The sequence below is a fragment of the Streptomyces sp. NPDC058231 genome, assembly GCF_042882275.1.
In the GTDB taxonomy this organism is placed as follows: domain Bacteria; phylum Actinomycetota; class Actinomycetes; order Streptomycetales; family Streptomycetaceae; genus Streptomyces.
In genome coordinates, this window is the sequence record NZ_JBHVWN010000009.1 from 63,812 (window position 1) to 85,849 (window position 22,038).

General features: G+C 70.1%; 21 protein-coding genes and 1 pseudogene. 9 read left to right on the forward strand and 13 right to left on the reverse strand.

The features are described 5' to 3' along the window. Positions 1-148 precede the first annotated feature (148 nt). Both ACFVXE_RS09225 and ACFVXE_RS09230 read right to left on the reverse strand, forming a co-directional pair. Entirely contained in the window at positions 149-3,073 is a 2,925-nt protein-coding gene (locus ACFVXE_RS09225) for an FAD-binding and (Fe-S)-binding domain-containing protein (protein WP_389670491.1), read from the reverse strand. Positions 3,074-3,215: 142 nt separating this feature from the next. Then, on the reverse strand, positions 3,216-3,659 hold the full coding sequence (locus tag ACFVXE_RS09230; protein ID WP_389670394.1) for a MarR family winged helix-turn-helix transcriptional regulator: 444 nt from the start codon (positions 3,657-3,659) through the stop codon (positions 3,216-3,218). 117 nt (positions 3,660-3,776) lie between these two features. Between ACFVXE_RS09230 and ACFVXE_RS09235 the strand changes: the two genes are divergently transcribed. Then, a complete protein-coding gene (locus tag ACFVXE_RS09235; RefSeq protein WP_389670395.1) occupies positions 3,777-5,582 on the forward strand; it encodes an ABC transporter ATP-binding protein in 1,806 nt (601 codons plus the stop codon). A gap of 701 nt (positions 5,583-6,283) precedes the next feature. Here the strand turns inward: ACFVXE_RS09235 and ACFVXE_RS09240 are convergent. The 7 genes from ACFVXE_RS09240 to ACFVXE_RS09270 form a co-directional block, all read right to left on the reverse strand. Next, on the reverse strand, positions 6,284-7,492 hold the full coding sequence (locus ACFVXE_RS09240; protein WP_389670396.1) for an LAETG motif-containing sortase-dependent surface protein: 1,209 nt from the start codon (positions 7,490-7,492) through the stop codon (positions 6,284-6,286). A gap of 388 nt (positions 7,493-7,880) precedes the next feature. After that, positions 7,881-9,008: an NAD(P)-binding domain-containing protein gene (locus ACFVXE_RS09245; RefSeq protein ID WP_389670397.1), complete on the reverse strand. Its 1,128-nt coding sequence runs from the start codon at positions 9,006-9,008 to the stop codon at positions 7,881-7,883. Between the two features lie 39 nt (positions 9,009-9,047). Then, a complete protein-coding gene (locus tag ACFVXE_RS09250; protein ID WP_389670398.1) occupies positions 9,048-10,256 on the reverse strand; it encodes an LLM class flavin-dependent oxidoreductase in 1,209 nt (402 codons plus the stop codon). Then, positions 10,253-11,281, reverse strand: a complete 1,029-nt coding sequence (locus tag ACFVXE_RS09255; RefSeq protein WP_389670399.1) for an ABC transporter substrate-binding protein — start codon at positions 11,279-11,281, stop codon at positions 10,253-10,255. The genes ACFVXE_RS09250 and ACFVXE_RS09255 overlap by 4 nt, the downstream gene beginning before the upstream one ends. Positions 11,282-11,329: 48 nt before the next feature. Continuing rightward, entirely contained in the window at positions 11,330-12,088 is a 759-nt protein-coding gene (locus ACFVXE_RS09260) for an ABC transporter ATP-binding protein (protein WP_389670400.1), read from the reverse strand. After that, positions 12,061-12,945, reverse strand: a complete 885-nt coding sequence (locus tag ACFVXE_RS09265) for an ABC transporter permease (protein ID WP_389670401.1) — start codon at positions 12,943-12,945, stop codon at positions 12,061-12,063. The genes ACFVXE_RS09260 and ACFVXE_RS09265 overlap by 28 nt, the downstream gene beginning before the upstream one ends. Before the next feature lie 198 nt (positions 12,946-13,143). After that, on the reverse strand, positions 13,144-13,227 hold the full coding sequence (locus ACFVXE_RS09270) for a putative leader peptide (RefSeq protein ID WP_311307964.1): 84 nt from the start codon (positions 13,225-13,227) through the stop codon (positions 13,144-13,146). Positions 13,228-13,319: 92 nt separating this feature from the next. Between ACFVXE_RS09270 and ACFVXE_RS09275 the strand changes: the two genes are divergently transcribed. Beyond that, entirely contained in the window at positions 13,320-13,742 is a 423-nt protein-coding gene (locus ACFVXE_RS09275) for a secondary thiamine-phosphate synthase enzyme YjbQ (RefSeq protein WP_389670402.1), read from the forward strand. A gap of 391 nt (positions 13,743-14,133) precedes the next feature. Next, positions 14,134-14,553, forward strand: a complete 420-nt coding sequence (locus ACFVXE_RS09280; RefSeq protein ID WP_389670403.1) for an FKBP-type peptidyl-prolyl cis-trans isomerase — start codon at positions 14,134-14,136, stop codon at positions 14,551-14,553. A 253-nt stretch (positions 14,554-14,806) separates the two neighbouring features. Here ACFVXE_RS09280 and ACFVXE_RS09285 read toward each other — a convergent pair whose 3' ends face one another. From ACFVXE_RS09285 to ACFVXE_RS09300, 4 genes and pseudogenes are all read right to left on the reverse strand, one after another. Further along, entirely contained in the window at positions 14,807-15,040 is a 234-nt protein-coding gene (locus ACFVXE_RS09285) for a hypothetical protein (protein WP_389670404.1), read from the reverse strand. A 123-nt stretch (positions 15,041-15,163) separates the two neighbouring features. Further along, positions 15,164-15,604 carry a hypothetical protein gene (locus ACFVXE_RS09290; RefSeq protein WP_389670405.1) on the reverse strand — a complete coding sequence of 147 codons (441 nt, stop codon included), beginning with the start codon at positions 15,602-15,604 and terminating at the stop codon, positions 15,164-15,166. Positions 15,605-15,817: 213 nt separating this feature from the next. After that, positions 15,818-16,261, reverse strand: coding sequence for a 2Fe-2S iron-sulfur cluster-binding protein (locus tag ACFVXE_RS09295; protein WP_389670406.1), 444 nt, complete (start codon positions 16,259-16,261; stop codon positions 15,818-15,820). A gap of 397 nt (positions 16,262-16,658) precedes the next feature. Further along, a pseudogene (locus ACFVXE_RS09300) lies at positions 16,659-16,795 on the reverse strand (IS5/IS1182 family transposase); the annotation flags it as partial. Positions 16,796-17,056: 261 nt separating this feature from the next. On the opposite strand from ACFVXE_RS09300, the gene ACFVXE_RS09305 reads away from it, so the two are divergent. The 6 genes from ACFVXE_RS09305 (at position 17,057) to ACFVXE_RS09330 (ending at position 22,037) form a co-directional block, all read left to right on the forward strand. Beyond that, positions 17,057-17,386, forward strand: a complete 330-nt coding sequence (locus tag ACFVXE_RS09305; RefSeq protein ID WP_389670407.1) for a TcmI family type II polyketide cyclase — start codon at positions 17,057-17,059, stop codon at positions 17,384-17,386. Next, complete coding sequence (locus ACFVXE_RS09310) at positions 17,383-18,654, forward strand: beta-ketoacyl-[acyl-carrier-protein] synthase family protein (RefSeq protein ID WP_389670408.1); 1,272 nt, start codon at positions 17,383-17,385, stop codon at positions 18,652-18,654. The genes ACFVXE_RS09305 and ACFVXE_RS09310 overlap by 4 nt, the downstream gene beginning before the upstream one ends. Then, positions 18,651-19,874 (forward strand): ketosynthase chain-length factor, encoded by a 1,224-nt coding sequence (locus tag ACFVXE_RS09315; RefSeq protein WP_389670409.1) that lies wholly within the window; start codon positions 18,651-18,653, stop codon positions 19,872-19,874. Before ACFVXE_RS09310 ends, ACFVXE_RS09315 begins: the two co-directional genes overlap by 4 nt. A gap of 111 nt (positions 19,875-19,985) precedes the next feature. Beyond that, entirely contained in the window at positions 19,986-20,255 is a 270-nt protein-coding gene (locus ACFVXE_RS09320) for a phosphopantetheine-binding protein (protein WP_389670410.1), read from the forward strand. Between the two features lie 10 nt (positions 20,256-20,265). Continuing rightward, positions 20,266-21,054, forward strand: coding sequence for a 3-oxoacyl-ACP reductase FabG (fabG, locus tag ACFVXE_RS09325; protein WP_389670411.1), 789 nt, complete (start codon positions 20,266-20,268; stop codon positions 21,052-21,054). A 35-nt stretch (positions 21,055-21,089) separates the two neighbouring features. Continuing rightward, the gene (locus ACFVXE_RS09330; protein WP_389670412.1) at positions 21,090-22,037 is read left to right on the forward strand and encodes an aromatase/cyclase; all 948 of its coding nucleotides are present in this window, start codon (positions 21,090-21,092) and stop codon (positions 22,035-22,037) included. The last annotated feature ends 1 nt before the right edge of the window (position 22,038 follow it).

Here is a 22,038-nt window from a genome sequence, read left to right on the forward strand (position 1 = left end):
CGACGCGGCCTCGGGGACCGGTGTCCTCCGGACCGGAGTCATGGGAAAACCGGACACGGGCGACGACGCCGCGGACCGGCAGCGGGCCCGGCGAGGGGCCCGCTGCCGGCCCGGAGGCGTCTGTGCGCGGACGGCGGTGAAGAAGGAGTCAGGGGCGTGTCGCCCGCTCCAGCTCCATCAGGACCGAGTGGTACTCGCGCCCCGTGGCCCGGTCCATGCCGATCTCGCACATCCGGTTCGCGGAGAGATACGCGTCGTACTCGCGGGAGTTCACCTCCGCCGCCTCCTTCGCCGTCGCCGACGCCGTCAGCTCCTTGTGCAGCATCCCGCGGTCTCCCGCGAACGCGCAGCACCCCGCGTCGTCCGGGACGACGACCTCCTCCGCGCATGCCTCGGCGACCGTACGCAGCTGTTCCACGTCGCCCAGATGCTGCATGGAGCACGTGGGGTGCAGGACCGCCGAGCCCGTCTTCCGCAGGATCTTCAGTTCCGGCAGCAGTTCGTCGGCGGCCCAGACGAGGGAGTCGACGACGGTCAGCTCCCGGTGCAGCTCCCGGTTGTCGGCGGTGAGATACGGCACCACCTCGTGGGCGATACCGAGCGTGCACGACGAGGCGTCGACGACCAGCGGCAGCTTTCCGCCGCCGGTCCAGCCCCAGGCGGCCTCCACGATGCGGTTGGCCATCACGGCGTTGCCCTCGTCGTACCCCTTGGAGTGCCAGATGGTCGCGCAGCAGGTCCCCGTGACGTCCTCCGGGATCCACACCGGCTTTCCCGCGCGTTCCGAGACGGCGACCACGGCCTGCGGCAGTGACGGGCCCCGGTGGCTGTCGGGGCCGCCGAAGATCCGGTTCACGCAGGCCGGGTAGTAGACGGCGCTCGCCCCGGCCCGTGCGGTGAGAGGCAGCTTGCGGGCTGCGGCTCCGGGGATCTCCGGCAGCCACTCGGGTACCAGATCGGGTCGTACGGCCTTGCGGGCGAGCCCTGTGACGGTCTCCAGCAGCCGGTCGCCGATCCGCTCCGCCGCGGCGACCGCGAGCCGTGCCGATACCTCCACCGTCTTGAAGTTCTTCGCCGTGAGAGCCGCGATCCGCTCCTCGCGCGGTGAGTGCCGCTGATGCCGGAAGTCCTTCATCATGGCACCGGTGTCGATGCCGACCGGGCAGGCGAGTTTGCAGGTGGAGTCGCCGGCACAGGTGTCCACGGCGTCGTAGCCGTACGCGTCGAGCAGTCCGGTCTCCACCGGGGAGCCGCTCGGCTGCCGCATCATCTCCCGCCTCAGCACGATCCGTTGGCGCGGGGTGGTGGTCAAGTCCTCGCTGGGACAGGTCGGTTCGCAGAAGCCGCATTCGATGCAGGGATCGGCGATCGGTTCGACCTCGGGGATGGTCTTCAGGCCGCGCAGATGGGCCTTCGGGTCACGGTCGAGGACGATCCGGGGCGCCAGCACCCCGTCGGGGTCGATGACCTGCTTCGTGCGCCACATCAGTTCGGTCGCCTTGGGGCCCCACTCCATTTCCAGGAAGGGCGCGATGTTGCGGCCGGTGGCGTGCTCCGCCTTGAGCGATCCGTCGAAGCGCTCCACGGTCAGCCGGCAGAAGTCGTCCATGAACGCGGCGTACCGGTCGACGTCGGACGGCTTCGCCGCGTCGAACGCGAGCAGGAAGTGCAGATTGCCGTGTGCGGCGTGGCCGGCGACGGCGGCCTCGAAGCCGTGCTCCGACTGGAGCCGGAGGAGCGCCTCGCAGGCGTCGGCGAGCAGCGAGGGCGGGACCGCGAAGTCCTCCGTGATCAGGGTCGTGCCGGACGGGCGGGAGCCGCCGACCGCGGTGACGAACGCCTTGCGGGCCTTCCAGTAACCGGAGATGACCTTGGCCTCGCGGGTGAACTCGTTGGTCACCGAGGCGACCGGCGCGACCAGGTCCAGCCCCGCGACGACCGCGGACGCCGCCCGCTCGTAAGCCTCCTGCGCCGGCTCGTCCGGGGCCCGGAACTCCACCAGCAGCGCCGCGGTCTCCTTGGGCAGCTCGGCCCAGTCCGCGGGCACGCCCTGCACGCTGACCGAGGCCCGCAGCGTGTTGCCGTCCATCAGCTCGACGGCGATCGCCCCCGCCTCGTTGAACCGCGGCACCGCGGCCGCGGCGGCGGTCAGTGAGGGGAAGAAGAGCAGCGCGCTGGAGACCCTCCGGTCCAGTGGCAGCGTGTCGAAGACGACTTCGGAGATGAAGCCGAAGGTGCCCTCGGAGCCGACCATCAGCCCGCGCAGGATCTGTACCGGGGTCGAGCCGTCCAGGAAGGCGTCGAGCCGGTAGCCGTTGGTGTTCTTGATTTCGTACTTGGCGCGGATCCGGGCCGTGAGCTCCGCGTCCGCCTCGATCTCCCCCTTCAGGGCCAGCAGCCCTTCGCACAGCTCCGGCTCGGCGTGCGCGAGCTTCTCGTCGGCCGCCGGATCGGCGGTGTCGACGACCGTGCCGCTCGGCAGCACGAACGTGAGCGAGGAGACGGTGCGGTACGAATTGCGCGTGGTGCCCGCGGTCATCCCGGACGCGTTGTTGGCGACAACCCCGCCGATGGTGCACGCGATGGCGCTGGCGGGGTCCGGGCCCAGCAGCCTGCCGTACCGGGCGAGGGTGGCATTGGCGCGCATCACCGTGGTTCCGGGGCGGATACGGGCCTGCGCGCCCTCGTCCAGAACCTCGATGCCCGCCCAGTGGTGGCGGACGTCGACGAGGATGTCCTCGCCCTGCGCCTGGCCGTTGAGGCTGGTGCCCGCGGCGCGGAAGACGACTTCGCGGCCCCTGTCGTGCGCGTACGACAGGATCGCCGAGATGTCGTCGATGCTCTCCGGGACGACGACGACCTGCGGGACGAACCGGTAGGGGCTGGCGTCGGAGGCGTACTTCACCAGGTCGGAGACCTTCCAGAGCACCTTCTCCGCGCCCAGCAGCGCGGTCAGCTCACCGCGCAGCGGTTCAGGCGTGCCCGATGCCTGGGCGTCGAGCACCCGGTCGTGGGAGGGGGTGCGTGCCGCACCTGGGCGGAGGGCTTCCGGCTTCGGCTCCAGCAGCGGCATGGTGATGGTCCCCTCGGTGGATCGGCGTGGTGCTGCCACCTTTGTATCAGCGAAGATCCACACCCTCCATGCTCGGTGCGGCATCCCCGGCGCCGCCCGGTGGTCCGGCCACGGGACGGGCCTGCGGACACCGGGGCGGTACTCAGCAGCGGCGCTCCGGCATCCCGGCCACCAGAGCGGACAGCAGCCCGCCGAGCACCTCGCGCTGATCGGCGGTCAACGGAGCCAGGATCTCCTCCGCGGCCGCCCGGCGCGCGTCGCGCAGCGAGCGGAGCGTGGCACGGCCCTCGTCGGTGATCTCGATCCGGACCACCCGGCGGCTGTCCGGGTCCGGGGTCCGGCGCACCCGGTCGCTCGCCTCCAGCGCGTCGACCAGACTGGTCACGGCGCGCGGGACGACGTCCAGACGCTGGGCGAGATCCGCCATCCGGGGCGGGCCGTCGTAGTGGGCGACCGTGCGCAGCAGCCGGAACTGGGCCGGGGTGATGCCGATCGGCTCCAGCTGGCGGCTCTGGATGCGCTGGAGCCGACGGGTCAGCCGCAGCAGCTGTTCGGCCAGCAGGCCGTCGGAGTCGGGGGATTCCATGGGTGAACAATACCAGGACCTGGTTCATTGTGAGTATAGGTAACAATGAGCTATGCTCTCAAAAGTCCTGGCTGCCGCCCGCGGCGGTCCTCCCGTCACGCCCCGCCGAAGGAGCCCATGAAACCCGACGAACCCACGTGGACACCCCCGCCCAGGGACGCCGCCCAGCCGCCCGCCGAGCTGCGCCGCATCCTCCGTCTCTTCCGCCCGTACCGGGGTCGGCTCGCACTGGTCGGACTGCTTGTCGGCGCGTCGTCGCTGGTGTCGGTCGCCTCGCCGTTCCTGCTCCGCGAGATCCTCGACACCGCCATCCCCCAGGGGCGTACCGGACTGCTGTCGCTGCTCGCCCTCGGCATGATCCTCACAGCCGTGATGAACAGTGTCTTCGGTGTCCTGCAGACCCTGATCTCCACCACGGTCGGCCAGCGGGTCATGCACGACCTGCGCACGGCGGTCTACACCCAGCTGCAGCGGATGCCGCTCGCCTTCTTCACGAAGACCCGCACGGGTGAGGTGCAGTCGCGTATCGCCAACGACATCGGGGGCATGCAGGCGACCGTCACCTCCACCGCCACCTCGCTGGTCTCCAACCTCACGGCGGTCGTCGCCACCGTCGTAGCCATGCTGGCACTCGACTGGCGGCTCACTCTCGTCTCGCTCCTGCTGCTGCCGGTCTTCGTCTGGATCAGCCGCAGGGTCGGCCGTGAGCGCAAGAAGATCACCACGCGGCGCCAGAAGCAGATGGCCGCCATGGCGGCCACGGTCACCGAGTCGCTCTCCGTCAGCGGCATCCTGCTCGGCCGGACGATGGGCCGGGCCGACTCCCTCGTCAAGGATTTCGCCGAGGAGTCCGAGCGCCTCGTCGACCTCGAAGTGCGCGCCAGCATGGCCGGGCGGTGGCGGATGTCCACGATCGGCATCGTCATGGCCGCGATGCCCGCCGTCATCTACTGGGCCGCGGGCCTCGCCCTGCAGTCCGGCGGACCCGCCGTCTCCATCGGCACGCTCGTCGCCTTCGTCTCGCTCCAGCAAGGCCTCTTCCGGCCGGCCGTGAGCCTGCTCGCCACCGGAGTGCAGATGCAGACGTCCCTCGCGCTCTTCCAGCGGATCTTCGAATACCTCGACCTGACGGTGGACATCACCGAGCCCGAGAAGCCCGTCCGGCTGGACAGCGTCCGCGGCGAGGTCCGCTTCGAGGACGTCGATTTCAGCTACGACGAGAAGAGCGGCCCGACCCTCAGCGGCGTCGACGTCACCGTGCCGGCCGGCGGCAGCCTGGCCGTCGTCGGGCCCACCGGCTCCGGCAAGTCCACCCTCAGCTACCTCGTCCCACGGCTGTACGACGTCACCGGCGGCCGGGTCACGATCGACGGTGTCGATGTACGTGACCTGGACTTCGACACACTCGCCCGGGCCGTCGGCGTGGTCTCCCAGGAGACGTATCTCTTCCATGCGTCCGTGGCGGACAACCTGCGCTTCGCCAAGCCGGACGCGACCGACGCCGAGATCGAGGCGGCCGCCCGTGCGGCGCAGATCCACGACCACATCGCCTCGCTGCCCGACGGCTACGACACCCTCGTCGGTGAGCGCGGTTACCGCTTCTCGGGCGGTGAGAAGCAACGTCTGGCCATCGCCCGCACCATCTTGCGCGACCCGCCCGTACTGATCCTCGACGAGGCGACCAGCGCCCTCGACACGCGTACCGAATTCGCCGTGCAGGAAGCGATCGACGCACTGTCCGCAGGCCGCACCACCATCACCATCGCGCACCGCCTCTCCACCGTTCGCGACGCGGACCAGATCGTCGTCCTGGACGGCGGCCGGGCAGCCGAGCGGGGCAGTCACGAGGAACTGCTGCGGCAGGACGGCCGCTATGCCGCGCTCGTCCGCCGGGACACCCGGCTCGACCCCGTGGCCGGCTGACCGGTCCACGGGCGTGAACCGAGCGGGAGGGGGTGGCGGACCCGCATACGCGACGGCGCCGCCGCTCCCGTGGGACGGGGAGCGACGGCGCCGACTGGAGCAAAGGTCAGACGAGCCAACCCACGAAGTGGACGAAGCCGGCAAGCAGGTTGGTGATGAAGTTCATCCGGTTCTTCTCCTCGTACATGGTGCATCTCTGGGACAGCACAGTCGCGGTCTGCAGCCCGTTGCCTGTGCACTGCAATCATCCGGTGGCGCAGGGGAGTTGAGCGACGAATGACGATACGATCACACGTTCAAGCGAACACCCGATCCCCTGTTCGTGTGTTCTGATCACGAGTTCTGACCGCGCGGTACCGATCTGTCGTGGTGACTGGGCACTTCGGTTGGCGGATGAGCGGTGCGGTTGGCGAGCCTGAGCAGTTCGGATGGCGCCGCGCAGCCGACCGCAGGGACACGAGCCCGGAAGCAGCGCGTGTGACCCAGCGTGTCGCGCTGCCCGCGAACGTGCGCGAAGCCGCTGAGGCCGAGCCCGTCGATGAAGGGCGGATCGATCTCCAGGACCGGCCGGACATGTGCCCAGACTTCACAGGCCGGCTCGGAGCCTCCGGAACCGCGCCTGAGCGCCACCGGTCAAGGCAGCGCGGAGGTCCCGGACCAGAAGTCCGGGAGCGGGTACCGCCGCTCGCGTCGAACGGCCGTCAGTTCAGGCTCCGGGCCCGGCGGCGGCGCACGATGAGGAGCGTGCCCGCACCCGTAACCACCGCCGCGGCAGCCGCGCCCATGATCGCCGGCGTCGCAGAAGAGCCGGTCTCCGCCAGGTTGCCGCCGTTCGTCGTCGTCCCGTCGTCGCCGGCCGACGATGACCCGCCGGCCGAGCCGTCCGAGCCATTGGTCGAGCTGCCCGTCGATCCGCTCGATCCGCTCGATCCGGACGCCCCGCCGTCCGTGACGTCCAGCGTGATGTCGGCCCTGTCGTTGGCCTTGTCGGGGTCGAACGGCCGCGCCTCGGTGCTCAGCGCCACCGAGCCCTTGGCGCCCGCCACCTGCTTGTCGATCTTCAGCTCGAAGGTGTAGGTCTCCCGACCGCCCTCATTGACCGACCGCTGACTGGTGCCGCAGGCGTACGCCTCGCCCTCGGCCTCGCAGAACCCGTGAGGCTTGACGACCGACGTTCCGGCGGGAGGCGTGATCATCACCCTGACGAGCGGTTCCCCCTCCTTGGTCAGCACCCAGGCGGGCCCGGCGTTGGTGAACTTCACCTTCATCGTCACCGTGTCACCGACGCTCCCCTTCAACGCGGCACCCGTCACCTGGTAGTCGGCCGTGTTGACGGAGGTGACGGGCACATCGACGAAGCGCGCGGACCCCTCGCCCCCGGCCTGCTCCTCGACCAGCTTCACCGCCGGTGCGGTTCCCGCCACCGGCGGAGTGCCGTTCTCGTCCGCCCCCGGATCGACGTCCTCGACACGCACGCGCAGCTCGTCGTTGAGCGCCCGGTCCAGTGCCTTGACACCGAGAGGCTTCTCGGGTGTGTAGACGACGCCCGGCTCCACCACCTGGTCGAACGCGCACACCGCGATCCACCTCTCGGGCATCTCGTCGTAGGACGGGACCTGCTGAACCCGGCAGTTGGAGGGAACCTCCGCGAAGTCGAGCCCTCGGGTGACGGAGTAGGAGACCCACACCTTCTCGGCAGCCTCGGTGCCCTTGTTCGCCACGGTGACCGGCAGATCGAAGCTGCTCCCCGGCTTCACCCCGCCGATCGGCTCGATGCCTCCGATGACCAGTTCGGGTGCGGTCTCATCACCGAAGGCGGCAGGAGCCGCGCCCAGCGCGATCAGGCCGGCGGCACCGACGGCGGCGACAGCGGCACGGGAGACGCGACGGTTGTGTGGGGGCATCGGCATCGAGAGAACCTCTGTCGGGACGCGGGCAAACGAACGGTGTCTTCCAGGGGAACAGCCCTTCGATCGCTAGACTCCCGCCGCCCCCGAACGGTTGCACGCCCGCTGCCTTCCTCCGCCTTGCGATCGCACCCACGGGCGGGCGGTAACGCGCCGATGTCGACACCGATCGCCGGTGCGAGGTCGTCGGAGAAGGATCGGCTGCCCGCCGGCTGAGCCACTGAGTCCCGCCGACCGACGTGCTCACCTCACCCGCCGGCTGAAGCGCTCGGTCTCAGTCGTCGAGGCCGGGGCGTCGACGGAGTGGGACGGCCTGTCCCCGTTGCCGGCTCCTCCGGCCAGGGACGATGGCCCGGCGATGCCCGTACTGCCGGCATCGGCAGGAGTCCCGTCAGACCGGGGTGGCGACGTACTCCGCCCCGCGCCCGCCGGTCCCGTTCTCCGCGCCCGCCAGCAGGCGCTTGACCGCCCGCACCGCCGCCCGTCCCGCCCGGTTGGCACCGATGGTGCTCGCGGACGGTCCGTACCCGACGAGCTGGATGCGGGCGTCCCGCACGGCCTGAGTGCCCTCGACCCGGATGCCGCCGCCCGGTTCGCGCAGCCGCAGCGGCGCGAGATGGTCGATGGCGGCCCGGAACCCGGTTGCCCAGAGGATCACGTCGGTCTCCACCGTCCGGCCGTCGTCCCAGGCGACCCCGGCCGGGGTGATCCGGTCGAACATCGGCAGCCGGTCGAGCACCCCCTCCGCGCGGGCACGTCGCACGGCGTCGTTGAGCGGCAGGCCGGTCACGCTCACCACGCTCTGCGGCGGCAGCCCCCGCCGTACGCGCTCCTCCACCATGGCCACGGCGGCCCGCCCGAAATCCTCATCGAACGGCCCCTCGCGGAAGACCGGCGGCCGGCGCGTCACCCAGAACGTCTCCGCCGCAACCTCGGCGATCTCCATCAGATGCTGGGTGCCGGAGGCGCCACCACCGACCACGACCACCCGCTGCCCGGCGAACTCCTGAGGTCCGGGGTAGTCCGCGGTGTGCAGCTGACGGCCACGGAAGGTCTCCTGGCCCGGGTAACGCGGCCAGAACGGCCGGTCCCAGGTGCCCGTGGCGTTGATCAGGGCGCGCGTGGCATACACGCCCTCGGAGGTCTCGACGAGCAGCCGGCCCCCCTTGCCCTCGCGTACCGCGCTCACCTCCACGGGCCGATGGACCCGCAGGCCGAAGGTGCGCTCGTACGTGTCGAAGTACGCGCCGATCACCTCGGACGAGGGCCGGCTGTCGTCGGCGCCGGTCAGCTCCATCCCGGGCAGCGCATGCATACCGTGAACCTTGCCGTAGGTGAGGGACGGCCAGCGGAACTGCCACGCGCCGCCCGGGCGGGGCGCGTGGTCGAGCACGACGAAGTCGCGTTCGGGCTCCAGGCCCGCTCGCCGCAGATGATAGGCACCGGATAGTCCGGCCTGTCCGGCGCCTATCACGACCACGTCCACTTCACGTGCTGTACCGACCCCAGAGTTGTTCACGCTTCTACCAACTCTTCGGGAGGTGCGGATCTTCCCCGTTCAGCGACCCCCGGCTATCAGCAGCGGGGCACCGCCGGGCGCGGAGGCCGGACGCCCGTTCGCCGCCGGAACCCTCAGCAGCGGCGACGCCGGTACGGTCGACAGCAGACCGCGTGCCGCCAGCTCAGGCGTCACGCCCTCCCCGAACCAGTACGCCTCCTCCAGATGCGGGTAGCCGGAGAGCACGAAGTGGTCCACCCCGAGTGCGTGGTATTCCTCGATCCGGTCCGCGACGTCCGCGTGACTGCCGACCAGTGCCGTCCCGGCACCGCCTCGCACCAGACCGACGCCCGCCCACAGATTGGGCGAGATCTCCAGCTCGTCCCGTGACCCGCCGTGCAGGGCCAGCATCCGCTGCTGCCCCACCGACTCGCTCCGCCCCAGCGCCTGCTGCGCCGCGGCGATCGTCTCGGGATCGAGATCACCCAGCAGCCGGTCCGCCGTCGCCCACGCCTCCTTCGCCGAATCGCGCGAGATGGTGTGCAACCGGATCCCGAACCGGACCGTACGGCCCTGCTCCTCCGCGAGCCCACGGATCCAGTCGATCTTCTCCTTCACGGCTGCCGGCGGCTCGCCCCAGGTCAGATAGACGTCGGCGTGCGCGGCAGCCACCGGCCCGGCCGCCGCCGACGACCCACCGAAGAAGATCTCCGGCAGCGGGTCCGGCGGCAGCGCCGTCAGACCGCCCTCCACCTGGTAGTGCTCACCGTCGAAGTCGTAAGGACGCCCGCTCCACGCCCCCCGCACCACCGACAGGAACTCCGCGGTCCGCGCATAACGCCGGTCGTGGTCCAGATGGTCGCCGAACCGCCGCTGCTCGGTCGAGTCTCCGCCCGTCACCACGTTGAGCAGCAGCCGCCCCCGGGTGATCCGCTGGTAGGTCGCCGCCATCTGCGCCGCGAGCACCGGTGAGATCACCCCCGGGCGGAACGCCACCAGGAACTTCAGCCGCTCGGTGTGCTGCGCCAGCGCCACCGTCGTCAGCCAGGCGTCCTCGCACCAGGTACCGGTCGGTGTCAGTACCGCCTCGAAGCCCAGTTGCTCGGCCGCCTTGGCGATCTGCGCCAGGTACTCGATGTCCGGCGCCCGCACCCCGCTCACCGGAGTGATGCGGTCCCGCTTGATTCCGCCGTCGGTGTAGGCGTGCCGGTCGACGAGCGTGCGGCCGTCACCGCCCGTGGGCAGGAACCAGTGCAGATGAACAGTCATGACGAGGCCTTTCCGTAGGAGCGCGGTGCTGCCGATGACGCGGGCAGATTGCGGTTGAACCGGGTGTCGACGTAGTCCTTGAAGGTGAACCGGCGAGGAATGAGCTTCAGATCGGCGAAGGTGTCGGCGATCGCCTGCTCCGACGCGACCGCCGCCGGGTCGACGGCGACAGGAACCCGCGTCCCGTAACTGCGCTTGACCGCGTCGTACGCCACGGCGTACGGCAGGCCGGTCTCCTTCGCCCAGACCTTCGCCCATGCCGCCGGGTGCTTGAACACCCAGCCCTGCGCCCGCTGCAGACGGACCAACAGGTCAGCGATCGCCTTGGCCTTCCCTGCATCCTTCAGCGCGGCGGGCGAGGCGACCTGGAACCCCAGGCCGTTCACGATCCCCTCACCCGTCGTCAGCACCCTCGCCTTTCCGCTCCGCAGGATCTGCGAGGTGTACGGGTCCCAGATCGCCCAGGCGTCGACCTTTCCCCGGCTGAACGCGGCCAGCGCATCGGCGGGCTGAAGGTAATTCAGCTTGACGTCGGAGATGCCGAGTCCCGCCTTCTTCAGCGAGGCGACGAGCTGGTAGTGGGCGGAACTGCCCTGGGCCACCGCGATCGACCTGCCCTTGAGCTGTGCCGTCGTCTTCACCGGAGAGTCCTTCGGGACCGCGATCACCTCACCCGCCGACGAGCCGTGGGTGGCGCCCACCACCACGATCTTCGAGTGGGCACCCGCGGCGAAGACCGGCGGTGTGTTGCCGACCCCTCCGATGTCAACGGCCTCGGCGTTCACCGCCTCCAGAAGCGGCGGACCGGAGCTGAAGGTCGACCATTTGATCCGGTAGTCCAGATCGTCGAGCTCTCCCGAAGCCCGCAGAATGGCCTCGTAACCTCCCTTCTGGTCGCCGATGTTGAGCGTGACGCTGCCCTTTCCGTCGGTGCTCTCCGCAGTGGAGGCGGACGAGGCGCCACCGCAGGCGGTGAGCAGCAGGGCAAGCGGCAGAAGCAGAGCGGGCAGGGTGCGGCGCCTCATGACAGGCCTCTCTTGTCGAACGTCGGACTCATCAGGAACAGGCTTGGATCAGGCGGCCTTGACGGGAGCCGGGGCGGTCTCGACCCCGAGCTCGGTCAGCAGCCGGGCACGCAGCGCGGCGAATTCGGGACCGCCCACGGTGCGCGGACGGTCCAGGGCGACGGCTGTCTCGTACGCGATCGCCCCGTCCCGCATCACCAGCGCGCGATCGGCCAGCAGCAGTGCCTCGTCCACGTCATGCGTGACGAGCAGCACCGCACAGCCGCGCCGCTGCCAGAGCTCGGCGACCAACTGCTGGGCCTTGATCCGGGTCAGCGCGTCGAGCGCGCCGAACGGCTCGTCGAGCAGCAGCAGATCCGGCTCGCGCACCAGAGCCCGCGCCAGCGAAGCACGTTGGGCCTCGCCACCGGAGAGAGTCCTGGGCCAGGCACCCGAGCGTTCACCGAGCCCGACTTCCGCCAACGCCTGTTCCGCCACGGCGCGTTCGGGCTTGCCCGGCAGCCCGAGCACCACATTGCGCCAGACGCGCTTCCACGGCATCAACCGAGGCGCCTGAAAGGCGACGGCCCGCCGCTTGGGTACCAGTACCGTGCCCGTGATCTCCCGGTCCAGCCCGGCCAGCACGCGTAGCAGTGTCGACTTCCCGCAGCCGCTGCGCCCCAGCAGGACGGTGAACTCGCCTGCGCGCAGGGTCAGATCGAGCCCGTCCACAACGTTCCGGCCGTCGAAGGAGCGGGTCAGCCCTGTCACCTGTACGGCGGCGTCGGTGGCGTGGGCACTCACTGGCCCGTGAAGGTCGGTCGCCATTGCAGCAGCAGCCTTTCGAGTGTCCGGACGATGACATCGGCGGTGAGGCCGAGGAAGGCGTAGACGACCAGGCAGACGACGATGACGTCGGTGCGGAAGAACTCGCGTGCCTGGTTCATGAGAAAACCGATTCCGTCATCGGCGTTGACGGACTCGCCGAAGACCAGCGCCAGCCATGCGGTGGCGAGCGAGTAGCGCAGCCCGGTCATCGCCCCTGGCAGTGCACCCGGCAGCACCACATGCCGGATCAGCCCCCAGCGGCCGAGCCCCAACGACTCTCCTGCTTCGATGAGTTGCTGATCGACGCCGCGGATTCCGGCGTACACGTTGAGGTACAGGTGGAAGGCCACGCCGAGTGCGATGAGCGCCACCTTCGGGGCCTCGCCGATCCCCAGCCAGATGATGAACAGCGGGATCAATCCGACCCAGGGAACGGTGCGCAGCATCTGCACGGTGGCGTCCACCAGATCCTCGCCGAGCCGGGAGAGTCCCGAGATCAGTGCGAGCGTGGTGCCGACGACGCCCCCGAGCAACAACCCCACGGCGACCCGCTGGAGCGAGATGGCCATCGCGGACGGCAGGGTCCCGTCCGCTATCAGATCCGATCCGGCGCGGGCGATGGTGCCGGGGGAGGCCAGCACGTCGGGATGCAGCACACCTGTGGCGCTGAGCACCTGCCACAGCACCAGGAGCAGGACCGGCCCGATCGTGCGCCGTAGCGGGCGGGGCACCGTCCGCAGCCGCGAGCCTCGGGCGGACACCGGGACCACGGGTTCCAGGTCGACCGCCCGGCACACGGAAGGTGTGCGTATTTCATCTGATATATCCGGCGGGGCGGGGGCATGGCCAAGGGGCATGAGAGCTCCACGAGCAGTCCACGGACAGAAAGGAGACACGCCTCGACGCCCTGTCAGGGACCCGTCATCACACGGGAACTACGACACGGGAAGCGCGAGGGAGGGCGTGGCGGGGCGCACGCGACAGCGGGTTGGTTCGCGGCCGGGCAGGACGGGGAGAAGCCCGCCGGTCACCGGCGGCACATGGCTGAGAGAACGTCAGCAGCCGCGACAACAGGCGGCGGAGGCCACCCGCAGCAGGTCGATGTGACCGCGCGAAGTGAGCAGAGCTGAACGGAACATGCCGCCGAACGTAGCGAGGCGCACCGGAACGGGTCAATGGCGTCTCGGCACGTGGACGCCCCATCGTGCGCCACGAGCGAGAAGATGGAGGCATGTCCGACAACTTCGCTACCAGCGTTCTGAACATCACCACGGGTACGAGCGAGACGGTCACCGACCTCACGCACGACTGCGAACAGTTCCTCGCCCGCGCCGCCGGAGGCCGGGACGGCCTGCTCAACATCTTCGTGCCCCACGCCACCGCGGGGATCGCGGTCCTGGAGACCGGTGCGGGCAGCGACGACGACCTCCTCGCCACCCTGCACACGCTGCTGCCCGCCGACGACCGCTACCAGCACCGCCACGGCAGTCCCGGCCACGGCCGCGACCACGTACTGCCCGCCCTCGTCCCACCGCACGCCACCCTGCCGGTGATCGCCGGACGACTCGAGCTCGGCACATGGCAGTCGGTGTGTCTGGTCGACACGAACATGGACAATACGGACCGGCAGGTGCGGCTGAGCTTCTTGGGCTGACCAAGATCGCTCGCGGAGGTCCTGCCGCCGATTCTCAGTACTCTGCACGCTTGAACGGCGAGCGACTTGCACGGTACGGTCGCCGCCGCGGTGGACCGGCTCGGCCGCAACGTGGTCGACTGCCTGAACACCGGCTACAAGATGAGGGACGAGAAGAAGCTGCTCGTCACGTACGGACGCGACGGACGATATCCGCCCGTATCGCGTCCGGCGGGCAGGTGCCTACGCGGTCACTCCGGGGCGCGCATCGATCGGTCCTTGACCCGCCTCCGGGGCCCGGGGTGCACCTTGAAGCATGGGCATTGCCGTAGCGTGATTGCCTGCCGCATGGAATGTCCATGTGTCCGGTCGGCCCGTGCGAGGGATTCCGGTGGCGAGCGATGGGACCGTGATGAGCGAACTGACGAAGCCCAGAATCGTGGTTCCGGAGGGTGTCGCGACCACCGAGTTGACGATCCGGGACCTTGTGGTTGGGGATGGAGCCGAGGCGCAGCCGGGCAGGGTCGTCCAGGTTCACTATGTAGGGGTCACGTTCGCGTCCGGAAGGGAGTTCGACTCCTCCTGGGAGCGTGACCGGCCGTTCAAGTTCGCCGTGGGCGGTGGCAAGGTCATCAAGGGCTGGGACCGCGGGGTAAGGGGAATGAAGGTCGGCGGCCGGCGCGAGATCATCGTTCCCCCGCGCCTCGGCTACGGCAACCAGTCACCCTCGCCGTTGATCCCGGCGGGCTCGACGCTGATCTTCGTCGTGGACCTGCTCACGGTGGTGGGCGGGCCCGCCGGAGCGAGGCCCGGCTTGACCGGCTCGGCCTGAACCTGGCGCTTCTGAGGGGCTGGGGGCCCTGTCGCTCCCACGTAAGGACAGATGCACTCATCGACAGACACCTCCTCAACCCATGGAGCGTGAGGTGACGGCCTGCCAAGGGTGTGCCCGGTCTCGGATTCCGGCACATGGAGACCAGCAGGCGGACTGGCGTCGGCCTGGTCGAGACGCTCGGGCCTACGCTCGGCCTGGATGGGGGGATCCCGAGACGATGCTGCCAGCAGATGCGTCTGCTCCCGGGCGATCAGCCGGCCGACAGCGGCACATGGAGCGCCACCGTCGAATACCTGGCATCTGGCCACAATCTGAGGGGGATCGGCCGCTGCGCGGGAAGATGAGGAAAGTGGCTGACTGCGGCTGGCTGCACAGACGCCCCGACGGGAAGTTGGCTGGCGATACGGGCGATGCCGACGCCCTTGTCGTACAGGGCGAGGGCCTTGGGGAGCACCCGCTGAGTTTCCGGTTCGGCCTCAGTCATGGCTGCGGCAATCGGTGACATCGACCCGCAGTTGGGCACAGGCGAGCAAGGTGGGTCGGCTGTGCCAGAACAGGTCGGTGCGGGCCGACGGTTCAGCTCGACGCGAGTGTGCGCTGGTGATGGTCAGCGGCGGCCGGTGGCCAGGATGACGAGGAACTGGCCGCCGCCCGGCTCGATGTCGGCGGTCACCGGCAGCCCCGGTACCAGTCGGGAGAACCGGTCCACCAGCCAATCCGCCGCCTCCTGGGCGTCCCGCTCGGTCGGACAACGGCCCACCATCTCGCGGCCCCCCTTGCGCTCCAGCCTCCCGGCAACGGTGATCAGCGCCGCGGGTTCGACCACGTACAGGCGGTCCGGCCAGGCGATGACCACCTTGACCGCGCCCTTGCGGGTGTTGCATCCGCGGTGCGCGAGCCGCTCGGCGACCTTGGCCTTCCGGTCGGCAGTCCGGCTGTCGACGCTGGGCCCCCGCGGGTCGTTCACCGACTCGTCGGGGTCGACCGCTTCGTCACACACCCAGCACCGCCAGCCGTCGCGCTCGGCCACATCATCAAGGAGACTCATCCGAGCAAACTAGCCTGCCCGGCCGCCACCCCGCGCACCAGGGCCCCGGCAAGGTCTCCACACCGGCCGACAATGCTGCAACGCCTGGCAACCAGCGTCACCGATGCTTTGCCCTGTGTGAATGCCGATACGTTGATGGCCCACCAAGGTATCGAGGCGGTGGGCCCGAGGGTCATCAAGGCATCGACGGGGAACTCTGGTGGGCCTGGGCCGTCACCTTGATGACCAGGGGCACCGGAGGGTAGTGACGGCCCGCTGCGGCGTGGAGCTCGCGGTGGATCTGCTGGATGTCGTGGTCGCCGATAAGTGGGCATCGCGGACCGGGACGTCCAGCGTGACCCTGGCACGCTCCCCGGTGGGGTGCGCAAGGGCGGAGGCATGAGCGTCGGTGACGGTGCCGCTCGAGGTGGCCGTGGCTGGCACCGCGCGAGAGACGCAGACGCACATCTTGCCGGTGTCCGTCTTCTGCTCGTCGCTGAAGAACACGTCGCGATGGTCGACGCGACCCTGCAGGCCGAGCACCTTCACCTGGCACAGGTCGCATTCCCCCTTGCGGCAGTCGGACATGACATCGACGCCCGCTTCTTCCAGGGCCTCCAGCATCGACTGCCCGGCCCCGACCGTGGCCTCCACACCGAGCGCCGGTACGGAGACCACGAACTCCTCGGGCTCGTACCACCCGCAGTTGCCGAACGTCTCGTGGCGCCGATCGGCGGCGGGCAGTTCCCTCGCCTGTCACCTGCGGCGTACCGCGTCCATGAGCCGGATGGGCCCGCACATGTACAGCTCGGTCGGACCGGCGGCCGCGACTTCGTCGACCAGCCCCGCGGAGTCGAGGCTGGTGCCCTTCGGCGAGACCGTGCATGAACTCGGAGCCGCCTCGCGACCGAGGGGCGCGGTGGGCGCTGATGGTGAGCCTGCGACCATCCTCACCGGTGGAGACCACGGAGTAGGAGCGGGTGTCCTCGCGGCCCGCGCACACCCGCCCGATCGCCAACCGCAACGCGGCCGGCTCCTCACGTTCACTGCCCAGTCGCCGGGCGGCTCCTTCTGCAGGTCCAGTTTTCCGACACCCTGGCGGTGTGCTGGTGGGCCCGGCAGACCGTGGAGTCGACGTTCACCTCCCAAGTGATCAGGCCCTTCGCGTCGGCCTCGCCCTGGAGCTGGGTAACGATCCGCCCACGTGCCATCGCGCTGCATGACGATCGTCTGACCCACCCTGCAGTCCCCTGTCCCGCCCGCACCCCCCTCTGTCGTTGACCTGCACCCGTCTGACCTTTCTGCGCAGTCCCCCGAAAGCCCTGACAAAGCCCTGAACCGGCCTCCCTTGAATGTGACCCCCGCACCCCGGAGGCTTGAAGTCGCGGGTCAGCGTGGGCATTTGAGTGAGGCCGGACGCGTCATGCACCGCGGCTATGTCATGGTCATTACATGAACGGGGAGTAGCTACGCATGCACAGCACCTTGATCGTCGCCAGGCTGGAACCGGGCGCGAGCACGAACGTGGCCGGCCTGTTCGCCGATTTCGACGCGACCGAGATGCCGCACAGGATGGGGACCAGACGGCGCCAGCTCTTTCACTATCGGGGGCTGTACTTCCACCTCCAGGACTTCGACGAGGACAACGGGGGAGAGCTGATCGAGGCGGCGAAGACCGACCCCCGGTTCGTCGGGATCAGCAACGACCTGAAGCCGTTCATCGAGGCGTACGACCCGGCGACCTGGCGCTCACCGGCGGACGCGATGGCGACGCGGTTCTATTCATGGGAGGCGTCCGCGTGAGCGCGCGTCGCGTCGTCATCACGGGGCTCGAGGTTCTGGCGCCGGGTGGCGTGGGCGCCAAGAACTTCTGGAGCCTGCTGAGTGAGGGGCGTACGGCGACTCGGGGAATCACTTTCTTCGACCCTGCGCCGTTCCGCTCCCGCGTCGCCGCCGAGATCGACTTCGATCCGTACGAGCACGGCCTCACCCCGCAGGAAGTGCGCCGCATGGACCGGGCCGCCCAGTTCGCGGTGGTCGCGGCGCGCGGCGCGGTCGCGGACAGCGGGATCGAGTTCGCCGAGCTCGACCCGTACCGCACCGGCGTCACCATCGGGAGCGCGGTCGGCGCCACGACGGGCCTGGACGAGGAGTACCGCGTCGTCAGCAATGGCGGCCGGCTCGCCCTCGTCGACCACGCATACGCGGCACCGCACCTCTACGACCTCCTGGTGCCCAGCTCCTTCGCCGCCGAGGTCGCCTGGGCGGTCGGCGCCGAGGGTCCCGCCACCGTCGTATCCACCGGCTGCACCTCGGGCATCGACTCCGTCGGGTACGCCGCCGAGCTGATCCGCGAGGGAGCGGTGGACATCATGGTCGCCGGCTCGTCGGACGCGCCGATCTCCCCGATTACCGTGGCCTGCTTCGACGCGATCAAGGCCACCACCCCCCGCCATGACGACCCGGCCCACGCCTCCCGCCCCTTCGACGGCACCCGCAACGGGTTCGTGCTCGGCGAGGGCGCGGCCGTGTTCGTGCTGGAGGAACTCGACAGCGCCCGCAGGCGCGGCGCCCATGTCTACGCGGAGATCGCCGGGTACGCGACCCGTTCGAACGCGTACCACATGACCGGACTGCGCCCCGACGGCGCGGAGATGGCCGAGGCGATCAGCGTCGCCCTCGACGAGGCGCGGCTGCCCGGCGAGGCCATCGACTACATCAACGCGCACGGCTCGGGCACGAAACAGAACGACCGCCACGAGACCGCCGCGTTCAAACGCAGCCTCGGCGCGCACGCCTACCGCACCCCGGTCAGCTCGATCAAGTCGATGGTGGGCCACTCCCTGGGCGCGATCGGCTCCATCGAGATCGCCGCCTCCGTCCTGGCCATGGAGCACGACGTCGTCCCGCCGACCGCCAACCTCCACACCCCCGACCCCGAGTGCGACCTCGACTACGTGCCGCTCGACGCCCGCGACCAGCTCACCGACGCGGTACTCACCGTCGGCAGCGGGTTCGGCGGGTTCCAGAGCGCGATGGTGCTGGCCGAGCCGGAAAGGAAGCAGGTGTGAGTACGGCGACCGTCGTGGTGACCGGACTTGGCGTCGCCTCGCCGACCGGGCTCGGGACGCGTGAGCACTGGGCGGCCACGCGCGAGGGCCACAGCGGCATCGGCCGCCTCACCCGCTTCGACCCGTCCGGCTACCCGGCGAAACTCGCCGGCGAGATCACCGGGTTCACCGCCGAGGAGCACCTGCCGGGCCGGCTCATCCCGCAGACCGACCGGATGACCCGGCTCGCCCTCGCCGCCGCCGACTGGGCGCTGGCCGACGCGGGCGTACGCCCCGACGAGCTGGCCTCATTCGACATGGGCGTGGTGATCGCGAGCGCGTCGGGCGGCTTCGAGTTCGGCCAGAACGAACTGCGCAAGCTGTGGAGCCAGGGCAGCCAGTACGTGTCCGCGTACCAGTCGTTCGCCTGGTTCTACGCCGTCAACAGCGGCCAGATCTCCATCCGCAACGGCATGAAGGGCCCCAGCGGCGTCGTCGTCAGCGACCAGGCCGGCGGCCTCGACGCGGTCGCCCAGGCCCGCCGGCAGATTCGCAAGGGCACCCGTCTTGTCGTGTCCGGCGGCGTCGACGCCTCCCTGTGCCCCTGGGGCTGGGTCGCGCAGCTCGCCGGTGGCCGGCTCAGCACCAGCGAGGACCCCGCCCGCGCCTACCTCCCCTTCGACCGCGACGCCCGCGGCTATGTGCCCGGCGAGGGCGGCGCGATCCTGATCCTGGAGGCCGCCGAGGCCGCCCGCGAACGCGGCGCGCACTCCTACGGCGAGATCGCCGGGTACGGCGCCACCTTCGACCCCAAGCCCGGCAGCGGGCGCCCGCCCGGCCTGCGCAAGGCCGTTGAACTCGCCCTCGCCGACGCGGGCGCCCAACCCGCCGACGTGGACGTCGTGTTCGCCGACGCGACCGGTGACCCCGACCTCGACCGCGCCGAGGCCGACGTGCTCACCCAGGTCTTCGGCCCGCACGGCGTCCCGGTCAGCGTCCCCAAGACGATGACCGGCCGCCTCTACTCGGGCGCCGCCCCCCTCGACCTGGCCACCGCCCTGCTCGCCCTGCGCGACGGGATCGTCCCCGCCGCCGTCAACGTCAAGCTCTCCCCCGAGTACGACATGGACCTCGTCGTCGACCAGCCGCGCCGCCTCGGCCTGCGCACCGCGCTGGTCCTGGCCCGGGGATACGGCGGCTTCAACTCCGCCGTCGTCCTGCGGGCGCCCGCACCGCACTGACCGCCCCGCCCAGAAGGACCGTTTCCCCGCCGTGCCCGCATGCGCCCTCACGCACCCCGAATCCTCGCACGCGCCACCCACCCAGCCAGCCCCCACCGGAAGGACCTCCCCGTGTCTGCCGACCCGTTCACCCTCGTCGATCTCAAACGCATCCTCCTGGAAGCCGCCGGCGCCGAAGAGGGCGTCGACCTCGACGGCGACGTCCTGGACACCGAGTTCACCGCGCTCGGCTACGAGTCGCTGGCCCTCCTGGAGACCGGCGGCCTGATCGAGCGCACGTACGGCATCGCCCTCGACGACGACCTGCTGACCGACGCGCTCACCCCGCGCGCCCTCATCGGCGTCGTCAACGACCTGCTGACCGTCTCCCGCACCGTCTGAGAGGCCAACCATGACCACGACCACCACCGGCCGCGTCGCTCTCGTCACCGGCGCCACCAGCGGCATCGGCCTGGCCGTCGCCCGGCTGCTCGCCGTCCAGGGGCACCGCGTGTTCATCGGTGCCCGCGACGCGGAGAACGTCGAGGCCACCGTCAAGGAACTCGTCGCCGAGGGGCTCGACGTGGCCGGTACGACTGTCGACGTCCGCGAACCCGAGGCCGTACGGGACTTCGTGCGGGCCGCGCTGGAGCGGTTCGGGACGATCGATGTGCTCGTCAACAACGCGGGCCGGTCCGGCGGTGGCGTCACCGCCGATATCGCCGACGAGCTGTGGGAGGACGTCATCGAGACGAACCTCACCAGCGTCTTCCGGCTCACCCGCGAGGTCCTCACCACGGGCGGGCTGCGCCACAAGGACCGGGGCCGCATCATCAACATCGCCTCCACGGCCGGCAAGCAGGGCGTCGTACTGGGCGCCCCCTACTCCGCGTCGAAGCACGGCGTCGTCGGCTTCACCAAGGCTCTCGGCAACGAACTCGCGCCCACCGGCATCACCGTCAACGCGGTCTGCCCCGGGTATGTCGAGACGCCGATGGCGCAGCGGGTCCGACAGGGTTACGCCGCCGCCTACGACACCAGCGAGGACGCGATCCTGGAGAAGTTCCAGGCGAAGATCCCGCTCGGCAGGTACTCCACCTCGGAAGAGGTCGCGGGCCTGGTCGGATACCTCGCCTCCGACACCGCCGCCTCCATCACCGCACAGGCCCTCAACGTCTGCGGGGGCCTCGGCAACTTCTGACCAGGACCCACGACCATGACGAAGGAGCCCCGACCATGACAACCCGTGAGGTCGAGCACGAGATCACCGTCGGCGCCCCCGCGGCGGCCGTCTACCGCCTCATCGCCGACGTGGTGAACTGGCCCCGGATCTTCCCGCCCACCATCCACGTCGACCAGGTCGAGCACACCGGCGCAGAGGAACGCATCCGGATCTGGGCCACGGCACGCGGCGAGGCCAAGAACTGGACATCCCGCCGCACCCTGGACCCGGAGGGCCTGCGCATCACCTTCCGGCAGGAGATCAGCACCCCGCCGGTCGCCGCGATGGGCGGCTCCTGGATCATCGAACCCCTCGGCGACGACAAGGCCCGGGTCCGGCTCACACACGACTACCGTGCGGTCGACGACGACCCGGAAGGGCTCACCTGGATCGACGAGGCCGTCGACCGCAACAGCCGCTCCGAACTCGCCGCACTGCGCACCAACGTCGAAGCCGCCCACGCCGCCGAGGAGCTGACGTTCTCCTTCACCGACAGCGTCACCGTCACCGGCGCCGCCAAGGACCTCTTCGACTTCGTCAACGAGGCCGACCAGTGGGCCGAGCGACTCCCGCACGTCGCGTCCGTACGCCTCACCGAGGACACCCCAGGACTCCAGACCCTGGAGATGGACACCCGCGCCAAGGACGGTTCCACGCACACCACCAAGTCGTACCGCGTGACATTCCCCCACCACCGCATCGCCTACAAGCAGGTCACGCTGCCCGCGCTGCTGACCCTGCACACCGGCGTGTGGACCTTCGAGGAGACCGGGGAAGGCACCGTCGCCTCCTCCCAGCACACTGTCAGCCTCGACACCGACAACATCGCCGCCGTCCTCGGCCCCGAGGCGACCGTGGCCGACGTCCGGACGTACGTCCACACCGCTCTGTCCACCAACAGCCTCGCCACCCTCGGCCACGCCAAGGCGTACGCCGAGACGCTCGCGGGGGAGCGGGGCTGAC